This window comes from Micromonospora sp. NPDC049559 (assembly GCF_040676675.1).
Taxonomy (GTDB): domain Bacteria; phylum Actinomycetota; class Actinomycetes; order Mycobacteriales; family Micromonosporaceae; genus JBFAPK01.
The window spans coordinates 50,410-66,425 of sequence record NZ_JBFAPK010000010.1 but is presented as its reverse complement, the minus strand read 5'-3'; the positions used below and the strand labels follow the sequence as shown (position 1 = coordinate 66,425).

Sequence of the window (16,016 nt, the reverse complement as noted above, 5' to 3'; positions counted from 1 at the left end):
CCCGCCCCGATCCGGCCACCGCCGGCCAGAATGGCCAAAATCCGCGCCGAAAGGAAACCACCATGTCCGCGCGGTCTGACCTGACCCCGCAAATGTCCGCCTACGCCGACCGCTTCGCCGACAGCGGCCTGGTCCGTTGGCACCCCAACCTGATCTACTTCCATCCGGCCAAATATCGATCGACTGTTGTAAATACCGATTCGGCCGGATTCCGCTACTCACATCGCGACTCGACCCGCTACTCACCGGTCGACCACGCCGGTATCGACTCCGTACGGCTGATCGCCGGCAGCTCCACGGTCTTCGGCATCGGCGCGAGCTCCGACGCCTGGACGCTCGCCTCCCGCATGTCCACCCACGACCGACGCGAACAGCCCTGGATGAACTTCGGTGGGCGCAGCTTCAACTCGACCCAGGAACTGCTGCTGCTCGTCCTGTACCGGCACCTGCTGCCCCGGGTCGACGAGATCGTGCTCTTCTCCGGGTTCAACAACCTCGGCCTGGCCCGGATGCCGGAGAGCCGGCAGGAGGAGCACGGCACCTTCTTCATGTACACCCGCTGGCACGAGGCGTTCGACGGCGCCGACCGTACGAACAAGCCGCTGCTCAGCATCCTGCGCAAGCGGGAGCCGGAACGGGTCGAGCCGGTCGTACCGAGCCTGCCGGAGCAGCTCCGCTACGCGGCGGACCTGACCATCCGGCACCTCGACGGATGGCGGGCACTCGCCGCCGACTGGGGCGCCAAGCTCACCTTCGTACTGCAGCCGCTGTCGGGGTGGGTACGGCCCCGGGGCACGGTCGAGGAGGAGGCGCTCTTCGCCGAGCTCGACGCGATCGGCCGGTTCAGCGAGCAGTACGGCGACATCCTCGACCCCGACATCTGCACCGAGTACGCGACGTTGCTGGAGGACCAGGCGAAGGCCATGGGCGTCGGCTTCGTCAACATGAGCCCGATCCTGTCCGAGTCGCTCAGGGACGACCAGTGGCTGTTCGTCGACCGGATCCACTTCACCGACGACGGTCACGACTTCGTCGCCCGGAAGCTTCTCGAGGTCGTCTGACCCGCCCGACCGATCGGAGCCCAGCATGAAATTCCTCAAGAACCTCATCCTGCGGATCTTCGGCCGCAGGCCGAAGAAGAAGCCCGACTCGTCCATCTACCCCATGTTCTGAAGCTGCCGCCGCCGCGGCGCAGGACAGGTCGTGCAGAGGATCTATCGATGTGGCGCAAGATTTTCAGGGATGTGACCAACCCCGAGCTGTTCCTCCCCCTCGGGGACGTGCAGCGCATCATGGCGGCGCTCGCCCCGCCCGCGGGCGACCCGGCCGGGGCGCAACCGGAACTCACCGCGGTCGTCGAAACGGCGGTCTCCTGGTCGGCCGAACAGGCCCGGTGGTTCGGCGAGCGCCTCGACGCCGCGCGTGAGCGCGGCCGCGCCGACCTGCTGGTGCGTACGCTGATCGTGGGGTCGGCACCGATGGCCTCGGCCCTCGGCTGCTGGAACCAGGGCGCCAGCGCACCCGGCGTCTTCGAGGACGAGGTCCAGCTGCGGGTGCTGGCGCTGCTCGCCGCCGACGTCGGCGCCGGCCGGGCGCACTTCTGGCGGTACGACGAGTTCACCGCGCTGGCCAAGCGGCACGGCGCACCCGAGATCGCGGTCGAGCCGTACGGGTTGTCGAGCGAGCGCGCCGTACCGGACCAGCTGTTCAGCCTGGCGGCGGCGCTCTACGCGGCGAGCCGGCGCAGCGACGCGCTCGGCCCGGAGATCGCCGGCATCGACCTGGTACTGCGCTCCATCGGCTGCCTGCCCTGGTGGTCGGCGCTGCGGGCGGCGGACCGCGCCGGCATCGACTGGGACCGGCTGGACCTGAGCACCGCGCCCGAGGCCGGTGCCGAACCGCCGCTGGAGGTCTCCCGCTGGGTCGCCGAACAGTACGCCGCGCTCGGCGACGAGACCCGGCGGCGGGTCGTCCGGGGCGCCGCGTGGACGGCGGCGGCGCTGCGGCGGTGGACGGCCGTGCTGGCGGACGGGTGCCGGGAGGTCTTCGAGCCCGACCGGGCCATGGCCAACCTGCTGCGCGCCCGCGCCCGCGAGGGCTCGGTCTACCACCACCACTTCTCGCTCGCCGGCCGGGACCTCTCGTCCTGGCTCAGGCAGGCCGTCGACGACCCGGCACCGCTGCTGGCGGTGCTGGCGCGCAGCAGGCTGGTCCGCCCCGGGAACTCGGCGCGCAGCGCGCTGGTGAACGGTCTGCTCGGTTGGCGCGGCCCGATGTTCCGGGTCTTCTCCCCCGAGGACGTCGCCATCATCAGCCGCTGGATCGACTGGCTGCCGGAGGCCGGCCGGGATGGCGACGACACCCCGTCCGGGGCGCCCGAGGCCGCCGGGCACACCCCCGCCGGGGCGCCCGAGGCCGGCGGGGACGGTGCGGCGGCGCGGGGAGCCGGGACGCTCGGGGGTCCGCGCATCGACCCGCCCGAGGGGGGTACGCCGCCCGCCGACGCGGCGAGCGCCGAGGGCGTGGAGCCGGAGAGCGTCCGCGAGGCGTACTTCGTGCTGCAGGGGCGGGCGCTCGCCCCGCGGACCCGCGGGTTCGCGATCCGGTACGTGCGGAAGTGGCTGGCCCAGGCCGAGCTGTCGCTGGACCGCTCGGACCGCTCGCTGCCGCCGCGCTGGCCCAGCGAGGGGCTGCGCCCGTGGCTGCTGGACCAGCACGACCGGCACGGCGCCGAGTTCGCGGACGACGACCCGGACCGGCTGCCCAGCCGCGAGGAGATCGTCGACTCCACGCTGCAACTCGCGCCGCTCACGCTGATCGACGGCGCCTGGTTGCAGGGCTTCACCGAGCTGAGTCTCGCCTCGTCGCAGGTCGGCGCCCCGCTCTTCGAGACCTACTGGGACGAGCTGGGCAACGGCCAGGTACCGCTGAACCACCCGAAGATCTACCGGGACGTGCTGCGGGACATGGGGATCGAGCTGGCGCCGACCGGCAGCCGCGAGTTCGCGTACGACCCCCGCTTCGAGGACGCCTCCTTCCGCCGGCCCGTGTACTGGCTCTGCCTCGGCAAGCTGCCGCTGACGTTCCTGCCGGAGATCCTCGGCATGAACCTGGCCATGGAGCTCTCCGGCGTCGGCGGCAGCTACCGCACGGCCCGCAGGTTCCTCAAGCACTACGGCTTCAGCACGCAGTTCGTCGACATCCACAACACCATCGACAACGTCTCGACCGGGCACTCCGCCTGGGCCGCCGACGCCATCGACAGCCACATGTCCCGCGTGGTCGCGCGCTCCACGGGAAGCGAGCGCGAGGACGTCTGGCGGCGGGTGCGGATCGGCTACGAGTCGCTCGCGCCGCTGCCCGGTCGGCGGGCGCGGCTGATCGGGTACCGGTTCGCGTCGCCCTGGCGCGCCGCCCGGCCGCGGACCGGCGACGAGTCCCTGTTCCATCACGTACCAGTGAAGTTGGGGTCCTGATGCCGTCGTACACGCTCGGAATCTCGTCGTACTACCACGACAGCGCGGCGGCGCTGGTCGCCGACGGGGCGCCCGTCGCCGCCGCGCAGGAGGAGCGGTTCAGCCGGATCCGGCACGACTCCGGCTTTCCCCGGCAGGCCGTCGCCTACTGCCTCGACGCCGCCGGGATCGCGCTGGACGACCTCGACGCCGTGGTCTACTACGAGGACCCGAAGCTGAAGTTCGGCCGGGTCCTCTCCTCCTTCGCCAGCGCCGGACCGGGCGGCCTCGTCCCGTTCTCGGCCGTGCTGCCCGAGTGGCTGCGCTGGAAGCGCGACGTGCTCACCCGGGTGGACGACGAGCTGGCCGCGCTCGGACGCGGCCGGGCACCGGCGGCGACCGCGTCGCGGCACCACCGCTCGCACGCCGCGTCGGCGTTCTTCCCCTCGCCCTTCGAGAGCGCCGCCGTGGTCACCATCGACGGTGTCGGCGAGTGGCAGACCACCACCATCTGGCACGGCCGCGGCAGCTCGCTGGAGTTGGTCGACTCGATCTCGTACCCGCACTCGCTGGGCATGCTCTACTCCGCCTTCACCTATTACTGCGGCTTCAAGGTGGACTCCGGGGAGTACAAGCTGATGGGGCTCGCCCCCTACGGGCGGCCGGTCTACGCGGACCTCATCCGGGAGAAGCTCGTCAACCTGCGGGACGACGGCTCGTTCACGCTCGACCTGCGCTACTTCGAGTACGTCAAGGGCCGCCGGATGGTGGGCCGGGCGTTCGAGGAGCTCTTCGGCGGGCCGATCCGCCGCCCGGAGACCCCGCTGACCCAACGCCAGTGCGACCTCGCCGCCTCGGTGCAGAAGGTCACCGAGGAGGCGGTGCTGGGGTTGGCCCGGGCGGCCGTACGCGGCACCGGCGAGCGGCGGCTCTGCCTCGCCGGCGGGGTGGCGCTCAACTGCGTCGCCAACGGCGTGCTGAGCCGTTCCGGCCTGGTCGACGCGCTCTGGATCCAGCCGGCGGCGGGCGACGCCGGCTGCTCGCTCGGCGCCGCGCTCGACCACTCGGTACGCGTCGCGGGCCGGCCGCACCTGGCCACCGGCCGGGACGCCATGCGCGGGGCGCTGCTCGGGCCGAGCTACCCGGACGAGGAGATCGAGACGTTCCTCGTCGAGAACGGGTACGTCTTCAAGCGCTTCGACGGGGACGCGGTCTTCGACGAGACGAGCCGGCACCTGGCCGACGGGGCGGTCATCGGCTGGTTCCAGGGACGCATGGAGTTCGGTCCCCGGGCGCTCGGCGCGCGCTCGATCCTCGGCGACCCGCGCGACACCGAGATGCAGAAACGGATGAACCTCAAGATCAAATTCCGCGAGTCCTTCCGCCCCTTCGCGCCCGCCGTGCTCGCCGAGGACGCGGGCGACTACTTCGACCTCGGCGCGCAGAGCCCGTACATGCTGGTGGTCTCGGAGGTCGCCGAGCACATCCGGGCCGAGGGGATCCGCCACGGCGGGCCGAACACCGGCCTGGGCAGCATCAACGAGGTACGTTCGGAGCTTCCGGCGATCACCCACGTCGACCTGTCGGCCCGGGTGCAGACCGTGACCGAGGACGACAATCCCGCCTTCGCGCGCCTGCTGCGCAGCTTCAAGGCCAGGACGGGCTGCCCGGTGCTGGTCAACACGTCCTTCAACGTCCGGGGCGAGCCGATCGTGCGCACACCCGAGGAGGCGTACCGCTGCTTCATGCGCACCGGCATGGACGTCCTGGTACTCGGCTCGTTCGTGCTGCGCAAGGAGGACCAGCCCGAGTACGCCGAGGCCGTCGACTGGCGGGAGCAGATCCCGCTCGACTGAGCGACGCGTACCGGCCCCGGCGGCCGCCCGCCGCCCGACGTACCGCGACCACCACTTCGAGGGAGAGCGTCCGATGAGGCTGCTCGCAGCACTGCTGTTCGTCACCGTACTGGTGCCCGTCTCCTGGTTCCGGCGGCTGACCGGGTCGTCCCGGTTCGGCCGGCGGTTCCACCGCTCCGCCTCCGCCTGGGACCTGGGTGCCGTACCCGGCCCGCGCGGCGGCCATCGACCGGCCTGACCGGGGCGTGGCCGGCCCCGCCGCGCCACCGACCAGCCTGACCGACGACGAAAGAGGTCCGCATGTCCAACGTGATCTACAAGAACATCGGCAGGAACCCGATCCGGGCGGCCGGCGGGGAAGGGGTCTGGCTGATCGACGAGGACGGCAACCGGTACCTGGACACCTGCGGCGGGGTCGCCGTCTCCAGCCTCGGCCACTGCCACCCCCGGATCGTGGCGGCGATGGAGCGGTACGCACGCCAGCTCGCCTGGGCGCACGCGGGCAGCTACACCACCGCCGCGGCCGAGGAGCTCGCGGACACGCTGGTCGCCTCGTACGGCGGGGCGGGCAAGGCGCAGTTCCTCTCGGGCGGTTCCGAGGCGATCGAGCTGGCGCTCAAGGTGGCGTACCAGTACCACTGGGAACGCGGCGAGGGCAGCCGATCGACCTTCATCGCCCGGCGGCAGAACTACCACGGCAGCACCCTCGGCACGCTGGCCGTCTCCGGCAACGCCCAGCGCCGCTCGATCTTCGAGCCGATGCTCGGTCCGGCCGAGTTCGTCGCGCCCTGCTACGCGTACCGGGACCAGCGGGACGACGAGTCCGCCGAGCAGTACGCCGACCGGCTCGCCACCGAGTTGGAGGAACGGATCCTGCTGCTCGGCAAGGAGAACGTCGCGGGCTTCCTCGCCGAGACGGTGGTCGGCTCGACCAGCGGGGCGGTCCCGCCGGTGCCGGGCTACTTCCGCAAGGTCAGACAGGTGTGCGACCGGTACGGCGTACTGCTGATCCTCGACGAGGTGATGGCGGGCATGGGCCGCACCGGGCTGCCGTACGCCTACCTGGAGGACGGCATCGTCCCGGACATCGTGGCGGTCGGCAAGGGGCTGGCGGCCGGTTACCAGCCGATCTCGGCGATCGTGGTCTCGGATGAGATCCACGCGGCGCTCGAACGGGGTTCCGGGGTGCTGCGCAACGGGCAGACCCACGTCAACCACCCGTTCGCCTGCGCCGTAGCGCTGGAGGTGCAGCGCACCATCGTCGACGACGACCTGCTGGGCAACGTGCTGGCCCGGGGGGCGCAGCTCCGCGAGGAGTTGGCCGCCGCGCTGGCCGGCGAGGAGGTCGTCGGCGACATCCGGGGGCGGGGGCTCTTCGTCGGCGTGGAGTTCGTGACCGACCGGGCTACGCGAGCGCCGAGCACCGGCGGCGACCAGCTCACCGCCGCGTTGAAGCGGGAGGCGCTGCGGCGCGGGCTGCTGATCTACCCGGGTTCGGGCACGGTGGACGGGGTGGTGGGCAACCACGTCCTGTTCGCCCCGCCGTTCATCGCCACCGAGTCGGAGATCGCCGAGATGGTGGACCGGTTCGCCGACGTGGTCCGCGCCTGCCTCCCGGCCTCCGTACGGGCCTGAGCCCGGCCGGACGCATCCGCCGGCCGGGCTCGAATCCGAAGCCCGGCCGGACGTGCGCCCGGCCGGGCTCGCTCACAGCAGCGGGCGCAGCGCCACCCAGAGCCCGGCGGCGACGAACATCGAACCGGAGAGCCGGTCCATCCAGACCTTGGCCCGGCTCCCCGTGAAGATCCGGCGGGCGACCTCGGCGATCACGCCGTACACGGTCACGGTGACGAGCATGACCGCGACGATGATGGCGACCAGGATCAGGTACGTGCCGACGGTGATGCGCGCGACGTCCACGACCCCGGGCAGCAGCGCGAGGTAGAACGCGATCGCGATGGGGTTCGACAGGGTCAGCCCCAGCCCGAGGGCCATCTGTGTCCCGACGCCGCCCCGCTCGGGTACGGCGCCCTCCGCCGCGGCGTTCTTCGCGCGCCGCCACTTCCGTATTCCGAGATAGAGCAGGTACGCGGCGCCGACGTACTGCACCACGGTGAAAATCGGACCGAGCGTGGCGACGAGGGCCGCGATCCCGACGATGGCCGCGGTCAGCATCGTCAGTTTTCCGACGATGATGCCGACGGTGAGCGGCGCGCAGCCACGCAGCCCTTTCGACAGCGACCTTCCGAGAATCGCGGCGATTTCCGGCCCCGGCGACGCCGCCGAGGCCGCGAAACTCGCCGCGAAGATCACATATTCACCCGATGCCGTCATTTGAAGCAGTTGTTTTCCGGATCGCTGACCCGCTTCTCGGCCAGCCAGGTGCGCAGTTGCGCGGAGGTGTAGAGCCTGTCGCCCCACTGCTCGTCCGATTTGGGCAGCGGCTTGTCCAGCGCGATGTAGTTCGCCACGAGGTCGAGGTACTGCACGAGCGAGACCGCCCCGACGTGGTGGCGCAGCGAGGTGACGGTCTCGCCCGGCGCGATGGGGAAGTACCGGACGTCGATGATGTCGCCGGAGTCGACCGACTTCGCCATGTGGTGGCAGGTCGAGCCGTACCGCTCGTGCCGCTCGTAGATGGCGTAGTACTGGCCGCCCAGGCCCCGGAACCAGGGCGGGGAGGGGTGGATGTTGATCGCGCCCTTGCGGGCCCGGGAGTAGACCCGTTCGGGCACGATGAGGTCGCCCCGGAAGGAGAGGATCCAGTCACCCTCCCACTGCTCGACCTCGTCCGGGAACGGGGTCCCGACCTCCCAGTAGACGGCCTGGACGTCGGAGAAGAGGGTTTTGGTGTAGGCCTCCGCGATCCGGCACCATTCCACCGTGTCGGCGTCCGTGGAGAGCAGGAGAAGTATCTTCTGCCCCCGAGCCGGCGCTTCCCACTTTTCCGGAGTTTCCGCCATCGAACGCGCCTCCCCGCGTAACGGCCGACGCCGCCCCATCGTTCATAAATGAAACAATGAGACGTGGTCGGCCGATCCCGATTAATATTCGCCGAAACGGTGTGGTTCCCGTTATCGACAACATCGATCGCAATAATAGCGAGCTTCCCGGGCGCTGTCACGGACGCGCTTGGCGGCCGTCACATTTCACGCGTCGTTCACCATCGCCGCCCGTGGCCACCCCACCACCGACACGTACCGCCGCCCGCGGCTACCCGGCCACCGACACGTACCGCCGCCCGCCCTGGTCGGCCCGCCGGTCGGCGAGCATGCTGTGCGCGGAGCGGACCCGGGTCAACTCGGCCGGGTCGAGCACCGCCGTCACCACGGCCGTACCGGTGTCGGGCGCCTGCTCCAGCGTCCGACCCTCCGGGTCCCAGATCGCCGCGCCGCCGTTGAACCGCCACGGGTCCGCGCCGTCGACGGAGTTGGCGAAGACGACGTACATGGTGTTGTCCAGGGCACGGGCGCGGTAGTAGAGGTCGCGGCGGTGCTCCGAGCCCGCCAGGTAGCCGCTCGGGCAGAGGTACGCGTGCGCCCCGTCCACGGCGGCGGCGCGCCCGTGCTCCGGAAAGCAGCCGTCGTAGCAGACGCCCAGGCCGAGCCGCCAGCCGTCCAGCACCAGCGTGCCGCCCTGCCGGCCCGGCGTGAACAGCTCGTTCTCGTCCGGGCCCCAGAGGTGCTGCTTGTCGTAGGCGGCGGTCACCTCGCCGGTGCGCCCGACCACGAGCGCGCCGCACGCCAGGCGGCCGTCGGCATGGCGTACCGCCGCACCGAGCACCACGACGGCGCGCTGCTCGCGGGCGACGGCGCGCAGCGGGTCCAGCCGCGCGTCGTCGACCCGGCCGGCCTCGTCGGCGGCCACGGCGGTACCGGCCGGATCGGCCCGCAGGGCCGGCGGGTGGTACGCGGAGAGGAACAGCTCCGGCAGCACGACGAGGGTGGCGCCGGCGGCGGTCGCCCGGCCGACGAGTCCGGCGCCGGTGGCCGCGTTACCGGCGACGTCCCCGGGGACCGGCCGGGCCTGTACGGCGGCGACGGTGAGCGGGGAGTCCGGGGCGGTGGCGGGGGGCTGCGTCACCGGGTGATCCTAAACCGGGCCGCCGGGTCGGTGCGGAACCAAGCCGTACGTACGGTTTGCAGCTCGTGGCCGTACCTGGGACGATTGATCAGTGCCCAGAGTAAGCCAGGACCAGCTCGAAGCCCGCCGACAGGAGATCCTCGGCGCGGCGCGGGCCTGCTTCGCCCGCCACGGCTACGAGGGTGCCACGGTGCGGCGGCTGGAGCAGGCGACCGGGCTCTCCCGGGGCGCCATCTTCCACCACTTCCGCGACAAGGACTCGCTCTTCCTCGCCGTCGCCGAGGACGACGCCGTGGCGATGGTCGAGACCGTCGCCCGCAACGGCCTGGTCCAGGTGATGCGGGACCTGCTCGACCGGGCGATGTCGCCGGACACCGCCGGCTGGCTCGGCAGCCAGCTCGAGGTCTCTCGGCGGCTGCGCACCGATCCCGCCTTCGCCCAGCGGTGGGCCCAACGCTCGGCCGCCATCGCCGAGGCGACCCGGGAACGCCTGATCCGCCAGCGCGACGCCGGGGTGCTCCGCGACGACGTACCGATCGACGTGCTCGCCCAGTTCCTGGAGCTGGCCTACGACGGCCTCGTGCTGCACCTGGCGATGGGCCGCCCGGCGGGCGACCTCGGTCCGGTGCTCGACCTGGTCGAGGAGGCGGTACGCCGCCCCGCCGCCAAGCGCTGACCGGCGCCCCTGACGGCGCGGGCCGACCACCGCCGCTGACGGCCCGAACCGACCGTCGCCGCCGACGGCCGCCGCTTGCGGCGGGGCGGCGGTGACTGGCGTCGCTGTCCCACAATGAGGTCCGCCCGCATCGGTGCTGTGGACAGGAGCCAACCATGATGGTGATCGCGGCAGCGGACGACACCTGGGGCATCTCGGGGCCCGCCTTCCTCGCCTTCTATTTCGCGGCCGTCTGCGTACTGCTGCTGGCCGCGGTGGCGCACCGCGCGTACCTCTTCGCCGGCCGCTCGCGCCGGCCGGAGGAGCTGGGTCCGCAACAGGTCGCCTACCTCAACGGCGGCGAGCGACTGGCCCTCTACACCTCGCTCGGCGGGCTGCGCGGCGCCGGGGCCGTGACCGTCTCCCCGGACCGCACCCTGGCCGTCTCCGGAACGCTCCCCGAGGACGGGACGCCGCTGGACCGGGCGGTCTACGGCGCCGCCGGGAACGGCGTCCGGCCCGGCGCCCTGGCCTCGGAACCGTCGGTGGCCGCCGCCCTCACCCGGCTGCGCGAAGGGCTGGAGCGGGCCCGGCTCGTCCCCACCGCCGCACACCGCCGGCAGGCGCGGTACCTGCCGCTGCTCATGTTCGCGCTCGACGGGCTCGGGCTGCTGCGGCTCGCGGCCGGGCTCGCCAACGACAAGCCGGTCGTCGGCCTCATTTTCCTGATCATCCTCAACTCGGTGCTCGCCGTGGTCCTGTTCGCGGTGGTGCCGCGACACACCCGGGCGGCCCGCGCCGCGATCCGGACCCTGCGCAACCGGAACCCGCACCTCTCCCCCGCCGTCAACCCGGCCTACCAGACGTACGGTCCGGTGGCCGCCGCCATGGGCGTCGCGCTCTTCGGCGGTGCCGTGCTCTGGGCCTTCGACCCGGCCTTCGCGGAGGAGGCCGAGGTGCCGACCGGCATGGTCTACGGTTCCGTTGCGGCCGGCGGCTCCGGCGGCGGTTCCAGCGGCGGCGGCTGCGGCGCCGGCAGCTCGTGCGGCGGCGGTGGTGGTGGCTGCGGTGGCGGCGGCTGCGGTGGTGGCTGCGGTGGCTGAGCGTACGGAACCCCGACCACCGGCGGAGGTTCCCGGTTACGGGGTCGGCATCGGTTGGCGCCCCGAGATCTCGGGCTTCGTCGCCGACCTGCCCGGCATACGGTTCGTCGAGGTCGTCGCCGAGACGCTGACCGCCGAGGGTCCGGTACCCGCGCCGCTCGCCGAGCTGCGCGGGCGCGGCGTGGCGGTCGTACCGCACGGGGTGCGGCTCTCCCTCGGCGGCGCCGATCCCGTCGAGCCGGAACGCGTCGCCCACCTCGCCCGGGTGGCCGAGGCGCTCGACGCGCCGCTGGTCAGCGAGCACATCGCCTTCGTCCGGGCGGGCGGGCTGGAGGCCGGGCACCTGCTGCCGATCCCGCGCACCCGGGAGGCGGTCGACGCGGTCGTCGCCAACGTCGGCCGTACCCGGGCGGCGCTGGGCGTGCCCATCGCGCTCGAACCGATCGCGGCGCTCTTCGACTGGCCGGACGACGAGCTGGACGAGGCGCAGTTCCTCACCGAGATCCTGGAGCGCAGCGAGGCGCTGCTGCTCCTGGACGTCGCCAACGTCTTCGCCAACGCCCGCAACCGTGGCGGCGACCCGCTCGACCTGCTGGACCGGCTGCCGCTGGAGCGGATCGCCTACGTGCACGTTGCGGGCGGCGCCGAGCACGGCGGCCTCTACCACGACACGCACACCGACCCGGTACCGCCCGCGGTGCTCGACCTGCTTGGGGAGCTCTCCGCCCGGCACCGCCCGCCGTCGGTCCTGCTCGAACGCGACGGCCACTACCCGCCCGCCGCGGCGCTCCGGGCCGAACTGGACGCCATCGCCACCGCCGCCGGCCACCCGTCGATCACATGAGCTACGCGAGCCGACAGGCGGAACTGGTGGCGGCGCTGGTGGCCGGCGCCGCCGTACCGGAGGGCTTCGACGACCGGCTGGTCGGCGCGGCCCGGCAGGCGTTGCTGCGCAAGCGGGCCGGCGACGTGGCCCGGCACTGGCCGCTGCTCGCCGCCGGCCTCGGCCCCGACTGGGGCGGCACCTTCGCCGAGTGGGCCGCGCGCCGGCCGACGGGGGGCTCGCTTCGCGACGGGTGGGACCTGGCCCGGTCGCTCGCGGCGCGCGGACCGCTGCCGGTGCCGGCCGCGCGGGAACTCGCGCTCCGCGAGGTCCGCTGGCGTTACGACGGGAACCGGCCGCCCCGCCCGCGCCGGCTGCCGGCCGTACGACGGGTGGGCCGGGCGTACGCGGTCCAGGTCGCCGGCCGGGTGTGGCTGCTCGGCGCCGACCGCGGGTAGCGGCCGACCATCGGGTACGGCAAGATCTCTGCTCATGGATCTCGGACTCGCCGATCGCGTCTTCGTCCTGACCGGAGCCTCCCGCGGGCTGGGTTTCGCCACCGCCGAGGCGCTGGTGGCCGAGGGCGCCCGGGTGGTGCTCTCCGCGCGCGACGCGGAGCGGGTCGAGTCGGCCGCGGCGCGGCTCGGCGGTCCGGAGCGGGCGATCGGCGTACCGGCCGACCTGGCCCGGCCGGAGACGGCCCAGCGCCTGGTCGACCTGGCCCGGGACCGGTTCGGGCGGCTCGACGGCGCGCTCGTCTCGGTCGGCGGGCCGCCGCTGGGCACCGCCGCGCAGGTCAGCGACGAGCAGTGGCGCGAGTCGTTCGAGACGGTCTTCCTGGGCTCGGTGCGGCTCGCCCGTACGGTCGCCGCGGCGCTGCCGGAGGGCGGCGCGATCGCCCTGGTGCTCTCCTCCTCGGCCCGTTCCCCGCTGACGGGGCTCGGCATCTCCAACGGGCTGCGCCCCGGCCTGGTCGGAGTGGCCAAGGACATGTCCGACGAGTTCGGCCCGCGGGGCGTACGGTTCGTCGGGCTGCTGCCGGGCCGGATCCTCACCGACCGGAACCGGGAGCTGTTCGCCGCCTCGGGCGACCCGGAGCGGGCCCGGGCCCAGGCCGAGGCGCTGATCCCGCTGGGGCGGCTGGGCGATCCGGCCGAGTTCGGGCGGGTCGCCGCGTTCGTCCTCTCGCCGGCCGCGAGCTACCTGACCGGCCTGACCCTGCCGGTCGACGGCGGCGCGCTGCGCGCGCTCTGAGCCCGCTCGCGCCACGCGCGAAGACAGACCCGCCCGTGCTCGGCGCTCCCGCTCGCGCCGCCCAGGGAGGCGGGCGCGCGCCGGCCGGTGCCGGCGTACGCCGAGGGCTGGGTAGGGTCGGACCGTGCGACCGACCCGGGACCAGGTGGCGGCGGCGGCCGGAACGACGATCCCGGACCTGATCGCGCCGGGGTTGCGGGTGCTCTTCTGTGGGATCAACCCGGGCCTCTACTCGGGCGCGACCGGACGGCACTTCGCCCGCCCCGGCAACCGCTTCTGGCCGGCGCTGCACCGCGGCGGCTTCACGCCCCGGCAGGTGCCGCCGGAGGAGCAGGAGGAACTGCTCCGGTACGGCCTGGGGATCACCAACCTGGTCGAGCGGGCCACCGCGCGGGCCGACGAGCTCACCGCGGCCGAGCTGGTGGCCGGGGCGCGGGTGCTGGCGGAGAAGGCCGAGCGGTACCGCCCGAGCTGGGTGGCGGTGGTCGGGGTGACCGCGTACCGGATCGCGTTCGCGCGGCCGAAGGCCGGCTTCGGCCGGCAGCCGGAGCGGCTCGGGCCCGCGCGGGTGTGGGTGCTGCCGAACCCGAGCGGCCTCAACGCCCACTACACGCCGGACACGCTGGCGGCGGCCTTCGCCGAGCTGCGGGCCGCGGCGGCGGTACCGGACGCGCCCTGAGCCGCCGGCGGGCTCGGCGGGTGTCGCCGCGAAGGCTGGCGGGCCTGCTCGGGCACCCGCTCAGTTCGGGGCGGGGGCCGGCGGCAGGGCGTCGTCGGCGACGTAGTCGCGCAGCGGCAGGGTGGTGACCACCGGCTCGGGGCCGGTCGCGTCGGCGTACGGGGCCGGCGAGTCGGCGACCGCGAACTGGGTGCGGTACAGCTCGGCGTAGAGGCCACCGACCGCCACGAGTTCCTCGTGCCGTCCCCGCTCCACGATCCGCCCGCCGTCGAGCACCAGGATCTGGTCGGCGTCCCGCACGGTGGAGAGGCGGTGCGCGATGACCAGGGCCGTACGCCCCGCGAGGGCGACCGAGAGCGCCCGCTGCACGGCGGCCTCGGACTCGGAGTCCAGGTGCGCGGTCGCCTCGTCGAGGATCACGATGGACGGGGCCTTGAGCAGCAGCCGGGCGATGGCGATGCGCTGCTTCTCGCCGCCGGAGAAGCGGTAGCCGCGCTCGCCGACCACGGTCTGCAACCCGTCGGGCAGCGCCTCGACGAGGTCGGCCACCTGGGCGCCGCGCAGGGCCGCCCAGAGTTCGTCGTCGGTGGCGTCCGGCTTGGCGTAGCGCAGGTTCTCGGCGATGGTCTCGTGGAACAAGTGCGAGTCCTGGGTGACCACGCCGATCTCGTCGCGCAGCGAGTCGAGGGTGGCGTCGCGGACGTCCACCCCGCCGACCAGCACGGCGCCGTCGGTGACGTCGTAGATCCGGGAGATCAGCATCGAGGTGGTGGACTTGCCGGCACCGGACGGTCCGACCAGCGCCACCATCTGGCCGGGCTCGACCGCGAAGGAGACGCCGCGCAGCACGGGCTCGGGGGCGGTGCGGTCCAGCGTGGCCACATCCTCCAGCGAGGCGAGCGAGACCTCGGCCGCGCTCGGGTAGCGGAACCGCACGTCGCGGAACTCCAGCCGGCCCGAGCCGCGCGGCACCGGTACGGCGTCCGGCTTCTCGGCGATGGACGGGGTGAGGTCGAGCACCTCGAAGACCCGGTCGAAGGAGACCAGCGCGCTCATCACGTCGACGCGGACGTTGGAGAGCGCGGTGAGCGGCCCGTAGAGGCGGGTGAGCAGCAGCGCGAGGGTGACGACGGTACCGGCGCTGACGGCGCCGCGCACGGCCAGCCAGCCGCCCAGCCCGTACGTGAGCGCCTGGGCCAGGGAGGCGACCAGCAGCATCGCCACGAAGAACGTACGCGAGAACATCGCGGACTGGATGCCGATGTCGCGGACCCGCTCGGCCCGCTCGCCGAAGCGCCGCGCCTCGACGTCGGGCCGGCCGAAGAGCTTGACCAGCAGCGCCCCGGCCACGTTGAACCGCTCGGTCATGGTCGCGTTCATCTTCGCGTCCAGGTCGTACGACTCACGGGTGATCTCGGCGAGCCGGCGCCCGACGCGGCGGGCCGGGATGATGAAGATCGGCAGCAGGATCAGCGACAGCACGGTGATCTGCCAGGAGAGGCTGAACATCACCGCCGCGGTGAGGACCAGCTGGATGACGTTGCTGACCACCCCGGAGAGGGTGGAGGTGAAGGCCCGCTGGGCGCCGAGCACGTCGTTGTTGAGGCGGCTCACCAGCGCGCCGGTCTGGGTCCGGGTGAAGAACTGCAGCGGCATGCGCTGCACGTGGTCGTAGACCCTGGTCCGCAGGTCGAGGATGATCCCCTCCCCGATCCGCGCCGAGTACCACCGCTGGGCCAGCGAGAAGAGCGCGTCGACGACCGCCAGCGCCGCGATCAGCAGTGCCAGCCGGACCACGACGGCCCCGGCCGAGTTGCCGCCCCGGCTGATCGCGTTGACCACGTCACCGGCGAGCACCGGCGTGGCGACGCCGATCACGGCCGAGAGGACCACGGTGATCAGGAAGACCACGATGTCGCGCCGATACGGGCGGGCGAACGCGACGATGCGGTTGGCCGTGGCCCGGCTGACCCGGCGACCCTTGACGTCGTCGCGGCTGCGCATCGAGCGCAGCATGCTCCAGCTGGCCATACCGCCGGCCATCGGGTTGGTCACCCGCCACCTCCGTGCCGTTTTCGTCCGGTCTACACCGCCGCGCGGCGGGCTCG

Annotated in this window: 16 protein-coding genes; 12 read left to right on the top strand and 4 right to left on the bottom strand. The window is 72.9% G+C overall.

What is annotated here, in order from left to right; genetic code table 11:
* Window positions 1-62 precede the first annotated feature (62 nt).
* The 5 genes from AB0J86_RS14125 to AB0J86_RS14105 all read left to right on the top strand — a co-directional run bounded on the left by AB0J86_RS14125 (window position 63) and on the right by AB0J86_RS14105 (window position 6,946).
* Window positions 63-1,061 carry an Inducer of phenazine A gene (locus tag AB0J86_RS14125; protein ID WP_363856929.1) on the top strand — a complete coding sequence of 333 codons (999 nt, stop codon included), beginning with the start codon at window positions 63-65 and terminating at the stop codon, window positions 1,059-1,061.
* 159 nt (window positions 1,062-1,220) lie between these two features.
* Window positions 1,221-3,476, top strand: coding sequence for an iron-containing redox enzyme family protein (locus AB0J86_RS14120; protein WP_363856927.1), 2,256 nt, complete (start codon window positions 1,221-1,223; stop codon window positions 3,474-3,476).
* The gene (locus AB0J86_RS14115; RefSeq protein ID WP_363856926.1) at window positions 3,476-5,311 is read left to right on the top strand and encodes a carbamoyltransferase; all 1,836 of its coding nucleotides are present in this window, start codon (window positions 3,476-3,478) and stop codon (window positions 5,309-5,311) included. The genes AB0J86_RS14120 and AB0J86_RS14115 overlap by 1 nt, the downstream gene beginning before the upstream one ends.
* Window positions 5,312-5,384: 73 nt before the next feature.
* The gene (locus AB0J86_RS14110; RefSeq protein ID WP_363856924.1) at window positions 5,385-5,549 is read left to right on the top strand and encodes a hypothetical protein; all 165 of its coding nucleotides are present in this window, start codon (window positions 5,385-5,387) and stop codon (window positions 5,547-5,549) included.
* Between the two features lie 62 nt (window positions 5,550-5,611).
* Window positions 5,612-6,946: an aspartate aminotransferase family protein gene (locus AB0J86_RS14105; RefSeq protein ID WP_363856922.1), complete on the top strand. Its 1,335-nt coding sequence runs from the start codon at window positions 5,612-5,614 to the stop codon at window positions 6,944-6,946.
* 72 nt (window positions 6,947-7,018) lie between these two features.
* On the opposite strand, the gene AB0J86_RS14100 is transcribed toward AB0J86_RS14105, so the two are convergent.
* Entirely contained in the window at window positions 7,019-7,537 is a 519-nt protein-coding gene (locus tag AB0J86_RS14100; RefSeq protein ID WP_363857136.1) for a LysE family translocator, read from the bottom strand.
* On the opposite strand from AB0J86_RS14100, the gene AB0J86_RS14095 reads away from it, so the two are divergent.
* Entirely contained in the window at window positions 7,470-7,649 is a 180-nt protein-coding gene (locus AB0J86_RS14095) for a hypothetical protein (RefSeq protein WP_363857150.1), read from the top strand. The genes AB0J86_RS14100 and AB0J86_RS14095 overlap by 68 nt on opposite strands.
* Here the strand turns inward: AB0J86_RS14095 and AB0J86_RS14090 are convergent.
* The gene (locus AB0J86_RS14090) at window positions 7,642-8,274 is read right to left on the bottom strand and encodes a formyltransferase family protein (protein ID WP_363856920.1); all 633 of its coding nucleotides are present in this window, start codon (window positions 8,272-8,274) and stop codon (window positions 7,642-7,644) included. The two genes, AB0J86_RS14095 and AB0J86_RS14090, sit on opposite strands and share 8 nt — an antisense overlap.
* Window positions 8,275-8,524: 250 nt before the next feature.
* On the bottom strand, window positions 8,525-9,394 hold the full coding sequence (locus AB0J86_RS14085) for a carbon-nitrogen hydrolase family protein (RefSeq protein ID WP_363856918.1): 870 nt from the start codon (window positions 9,392-9,394) through the stop codon (window positions 8,525-8,527).
* Between the two features lie 91 nt (window positions 9,395-9,485).
* On the opposite strand from AB0J86_RS14085, the gene AB0J86_RS14080 reads away from it, so the two are divergent.
* The 6 genes from AB0J86_RS14080 (at window position 9,486) to mug (ending at window position 13,908) form a co-directional block, all read left to right on the top strand.
* Window positions 9,486-10,070, top strand: coding sequence for a helix-turn-helix domain-containing protein (locus AB0J86_RS14080; RefSeq protein ID WP_363856916.1), 585 nt, complete (start codon window positions 9,486-9,488; stop codon window positions 10,068-10,070).
* Window positions 10,071-10,225: 155 nt separating this feature from the next.
* Window positions 10,226-11,152, top strand: coding sequence for a TIGR04222 domain-containing membrane protein (locus tag AB0J86_RS14075; protein WP_363856914.1), 927 nt, complete (start codon window positions 10,226-10,228; stop codon window positions 11,150-11,152).
* Complete coding sequence (locus AB0J86_RS14070) at window positions 11,145-11,996, top strand: DUF692 domain-containing protein (protein ID WP_363856913.1); 852 nt, start codon at window positions 11,145-11,147, stop codon at window positions 11,994-11,996. Before AB0J86_RS14075 ends, AB0J86_RS14070 begins: the two co-directional genes overlap by 8 nt.
* A complete protein-coding gene (locus AB0J86_RS14065) occupies window positions 11,993-12,433 on the top strand; it encodes a hypothetical protein (protein ID WP_363856911.1) in 441 nt (146 codons plus the stop codon). The genes AB0J86_RS14070 and AB0J86_RS14065 overlap by 4 nt, the downstream gene beginning before the upstream one ends.
* Window positions 12,434-12,467: 34 nt before the next feature.
* On the top strand, window positions 12,468-13,229 hold the full coding sequence (locus tag AB0J86_RS14060; RefSeq protein WP_363856909.1) for an SDR family oxidoreductase: 762 nt from the start codon (window positions 12,468-12,470) through the stop codon (window positions 13,227-13,229).
* 124 nt (window positions 13,230-13,353) lie between these two features.
* Window positions 13,354-13,908 carry a G/U mismatch-specific DNA glycosylase gene (gene mug, locus AB0J86_RS14055; RefSeq protein ID WP_363856907.1) on the top strand — a complete coding sequence of 185 codons (555 nt, stop codon included), beginning with the start codon at window positions 13,354-13,356 and terminating at the stop codon, window positions 13,906-13,908.
* A 60-nt stretch (window positions 13,909-13,968) separates the two neighbouring features.
* Here the strand turns inward: mug and AB0J86_RS14050 are convergent, their stop codons facing one another.
* Complete coding sequence (locus tag AB0J86_RS14050) at window positions 13,969-15,951, bottom strand: ABC transporter ATP-binding protein (protein ID WP_363857134.1); 1,983 nt, start codon at window positions 15,949-15,951, stop codon at window positions 13,969-13,971.
* Between the last annotated feature and the right edge of the window lie 65 nt (window positions 15,952-16,016).